The organism is Pseudomonas sp. 51_B (genome assembly GCF_017491595.1).
Taxonomy (GTDB): domain Bacteria; phylum Pseudomonadota; class Gammaproteobacteria; order Pseudomonadales; family Pseudomonadaceae; genus Aquipseudomonas; species Aquipseudomonas promysalinigenes.
The window spans coordinates 1-524 of record NZ_JAFGYW010000179.1 but is presented as its reverse complement, the minus strand read 5'-3'; the positions used below and the strand labels follow the sequence as shown (position 1 = coordinate 524).

1 protein-coding gene is annotated in these 524 nt (G+C 59.7%); it reads left to right on the top strand.

Features of this window, described 5'->3' with window-relative positions; genetic code table 11:
- A partial coding sequence (locus tag J5M56_RS24260) for a hypothetical protein (RefSeq protein WP_243430892.1) occupies positions 1 to 524 on the top strand: 524 nt, incomplete at both ends.

Genomic DNA, 524 nt, shown 5'->3' with positions numbered 1-524 from the left:
GTGCTGGAACGCTGGTTTGACTGTATCGATCGCTACAACACCGTTCGCGGCGACAACGACACGCCGTACTGGCACGACGAGAAAGCCAATCTGGGCCTGCTCGCGGCAGCGGCGTGGATGGCTGAAATGGTCACGCTGAACGACACCGCCACGCGCAAACAGAACGAAGAAGGCGAACGCAATGCCCGCGCCGATCTGTTAATTGCCGGCAGCGAAGACCGTGCATTCATTCAGGCCACGCAACGCTGGCCACGGGTCAACAACCTCAACCTGACCCAGGCCCTGCTCGACATCACCGTTGATGCCAAGCGCATCAGCTACGCAAGCGATCTCAAGCTCGGCTGCCTCTTCATCGCTCCGCAAAAAGCCCAGCACAGCGCCAGCCCTGAAGAACTGCAGGACATGGTCGACGACCTGCAAAAGGAACACACCTGCGCCGTGGCCTGGTATTTCCCCTACGCCTATCGCAAATTGCACAGCGACGCGGGCAACTATCATCCGGGCATCGCCGTGCTGTTCAAGGA